Below are 3556 nucleotides of genomic sequence, written 5' to 3' on the forward strand. Positions count from 1 at the left end.
TCCTCCCGGATGCACCATCTTCTCCAAAAAATTTCCTTCAAAAATATCTCATTTCTAAATAACTATTTTATCCATTTCCTGAATTTTCTTCTCCTTCGCCATCAGCGACAAAATCAAGCAATTACGCTAAAGTAGCGTCATATTTTTCGACTTGCGAGAAGACCATGTACGAGCGTTATGCAGGTTTAATTTTTGATATGGATGGCACAATCCTGGATACGGAGCCTACGCACCGTAAAGCGTGGCGCGAAGTATTAGGGCATTACGGTCTTCAGTACGATGTTCAGGCGATGATTGCGCTTAATGGCTCGCCCACGTGGCGTATTGCTCAGGCGATTATTGAGCTGAATCAGGCCGATCTCGACCCGCATGCGTTAGCGCGTGAAAAAACAGAAGCAGTAAGAAGTATGCTGCTGGATAGCGTCGAGCCGCTTCCTCTTGTTGAAGTGGTGAAAAGCTGGCACGGACGTCGACCAATGGCTGTTGGAACGGGGAGTGAAAGCGCCATCGCTGAGGCATTGCTGGCGCACCTGGGATTACGCCGTTATTTTGATGCGGTCGTTGCCGCCGATCACGTCAAACACCATAAACCTGCGCCAGACACATTTTTGTTGTGCGCACAGCGTATGGGCGTGCAACCAACGCAGTGTGTGGTCTTTGAAGATGCTGATTTCGGTATTCAGGCTGCTCGCGCTGCAGGCATGGACGCTGTGGATGTTCGCTTGCTGTGAGTGAAGCTTTATCGCTTTTCTCGTTGTTTGCCAGTAGTTTCCTCAGCGCTACACTATTACCCGGTAATTCCGAAGTCGTCCTGGTTGCAATGTTACTTTCCGGGGTAAGTCATCCCTGGGTTTTAGTGTTAACAGCAACAATGGGTAATAGCCTTGGAGGGCTAACTAACGTTATCCTTGGGCGTTTCTTTCCACTGCGCAAAACATCGCGCTGGCAAGAGAAAGCCATCGGCTGGCTGAAACGATATGGTGCAATCACACTATTATTAAGCTGGATGCCCGTGGTTGGCGATTTACTGTGTCTGTTAGCGGGATGGATGCGCATCTCGTGGGGACCAGTAATCTTTTTTTTGTGCCTTGGTAAAGCGTTACGCTATGTTGCGATTGCAGTAGCTACCGTTCAGGGCATGATGTGGTGGCACTAATTGTAGGCCTGCACACATGGCCACCATTACAGTTATGCTAAATAAAACGATTTTGACAGGCGGGAGGTCAATTTGATCCCGGACGTATCACAGGCGCTGGCCTGGCTGGAAAAACATCCTCAGGCGTTAAAGGGGATACAGCGTGGGCTGGAGCGCGAAACTTTGCGTGTTAATGCTGATGGCACACTTGCAACAACAGGTCATCCTGAAGCATTAGGTTCCGCACTAACGCATAAATGGATAACCACCGATTTTGCGGAAGCATTGCTGGAATTTATTACACCAGTGGATGGTGATATTGAACATATGCTGACCTTTATGCGCGACCTGCATCGTTATACGGCGCGCAATATGGGCGATGAGCGGATGTGGCCGTTAAGCATGCCATGCTACATCGCAGAAGGTCAGGACATCGAACTGGCACAGTACGGCACTTCTAACACCGGACGCTTTAAAACGCTGTACCGTGAAGGGCTGAAAAATCGCTACGGCGCGCTGATGCAAACCATTTCCGGCGTGCACTACAATTTCTCTTTGCCAATGGCATTCTGGCAAGCGAAGTGCGGTGATATCTCGGGCGCTGATGCCAAAGAGAAAATTTCTGCGGGCTATTTCCGCGTTATCCGCAACTACTATCGCTTCGGTTGGGTCATTCCTTATCTGTTTGGTGCGTCTCCGGCGATTTGTTCTTCTTTCCTGCAAGGAAAACCAACGTCGCTGCCGTTTGAGAAAACCGAGTGCGGTATGTATTACCTGCCGTATGCGACCTCTCTTCGTTTGAGCGATCTTGGCTATACCAATAAATCGCAAAGCAATCTCGGTATTACCTTCAATGATCTCTACGAGTACGTCGCAGGGCTCAAGCAGGCTATCAAAACGCCGTCGGAAGAGTACGCGAAGATTGGTATTGAGAAAGACGGTAAGCGGCTACAAATCAACAGCAACGTGCTGCAGATTGAAAACGAACTGTATGCGCCGATTCGTCCAAAACGCGTTACTCGCAGCGGAGAATCGCCTTCTGATGCGCTATTACGTGGCGGCATTGAATATATTGAAGTGCGTTCGCTGGACATCAACCCGTTCTCGCCGATTGGTGTAGATGAACAGCAGGTGCGTTTCCTCGACCTGTTTATGGTCTGGTGTGCGCTGGCTGATGCACCGGAAATGAGCAGTAGCGAACTTGCCTGTACACGCGTTAACTGGAACCGGGTGATCCTCGAGGGTCGTAAACCAGGCCTGACGCTGGGTATCGGTTGCGAAACTGCGCAGTTCCCGTTGCCGCAGGTGGGTAAAGATCTGTTCCGCGATCTAAAACGCGTCGCGCAAACGCTGGATAGCATTAACGGCGGCGAAGCGTACCAGAAAGTGTGTGATGAACTGGTCGCCTGCTTCGATAATCCTGATCTGACTTTCTCTGCGCGTATCTTAAGGTCTATGATTGATACTGGCATTGGCGGAACAGGTAAAGCGTTTGCAGAAGCCTACCGTAATCTTCTGCGTGAAGAGCCGCTGGAAATTCTGCGCGAAGAGGATTTTGTAGCCGAGCGCGAGGCGTCTGAACGTCGCCAGCAGGAAATGGAAGCCGCTGATACCGAACCGTTTGCGGTGTGGCTGGAAAAACACGCCTGACAGAAAAGAAAAAGGCCACTCGTGAGTGGCCAAAATTTCATCTCTGAATTCAGGGATGATGATAACAAATGCGCGTCTTTCATATACTCAGACTCGCCTGGGAAGAAAGAGTTCAGAATATTTAAAAAAAATTTACCGGAGGTGGCTAAATGCCGTTGTTAGATAGCTTCACAGTCGATCATACCCGGATGGAAGCGCCTGCAGTTCGGGTGGCGAAAACAATGAACACCCCGCATGGCGACGCAATTACCGTGTTCGATCTTCGCTTCTGCGTGCCGAACAAAGAAGTGATGCCAGAAAGAGGGATCCATACCCTGGAGCACCTGTTTGCTGGTTTTATGCGTAACCATCTTAACGGTAATGGCGTTGAGATTATCGATATCTCACCAATGGGCTGCCGCACTGGTTTTTATATGAGTCTGATTGGTACGCCTGATGAGCAGCGTGTCGCTGATGCCTGGAAAGCGGCAATGGAAGACGTGCTGAAAGTGCAGGATCAGAATCAGATCCCGGAACTTAACGTCTATCAGTGCGGTACTTACCAGATGCACTCTTTGCAGGAAGCACAGGATATTGCGCGTAGCATTCTGGAACGTGACGTGCGCATCAACAGCAATGAAGAACTGGCGCTGCCGAAAGAGAAGTTGCAGGAACTGCACATTTAGTTGGTTAGTGCAGAAGCAGCCGGAGATGCAACAGCACCGTCAGGCTTGCCTGGTGCGCTACGCTTATCTGGTTGACGCAGGGAACATGCCACCTGTACGTGACAGG

At 50.1% G+C, this 3556-nt stretch carries 4 protein-coding genes; all 4 read left to right on the forward strand.

Annotated elements, in window-relative coordinates; all coding sequences use genetic code 11:
• Positions 1–164 precede the first annotated feature (164 nt).
• The 4 genes from yqaB to luxS all read left to right on the forward strand — a co-directional run bounded on the left by yqaB (position 165) and on the right by luxS (position 3450).
• Positions 165–731 (forward strand): fructose-1-phosphate/6-phosphogluconate phosphatase, encoded by a 567-nt coding sequence (yqaB, locus tag FEK43_RS22710; RefSeq protein WP_000273309.1) that lies wholly within the window; start codon positions 165–167, stop codon positions 729–731.
• Positions 728–1156, forward strand: a complete 429-nt coding sequence (locus FEK43_RS22715; RefSeq protein WP_064529936.1) for a YqaA family protein — start codon at positions 728–730, stop codon at positions 1154–1156. Before yqaB ends, FEK43_RS22715 begins: the two co-directional genes overlap by 4 nt.
• Before the next feature lie 72 nt (positions 1157–1228).
• The gene (gshA, locus tag FEK43_RS22720; RefSeq protein ID WP_000611804.1) at positions 1229–2785 is read left to right on the forward strand and encodes a glutamate--cysteine ligase; all 1557 of its coding nucleotides are present in this window, start codon (positions 1229–1231) and stop codon (positions 2783–2785) included.
• Between the two features lie 149 nt (positions 2786–2934).
• Complete coding sequence (luxS, locus tag FEK43_RS22725) at positions 2935–3450, forward strand: S-ribosylhomocysteine lyase (RefSeq protein ID WP_001130211.1); 516 nt, start codon at positions 2935–2937, stop codon at positions 3448–3450.
• Positions 3451–3556 lie beyond the last annotated feature (106 nt).

The organism is Escherichia sp. E2562 (genome assembly GCF_005781075.1).
Taxonomy (GTDB): Bacteria; Pseudomonadota; Gammaproteobacteria; order Enterobacterales; family Enterobacteriaceae; genus Escherichia.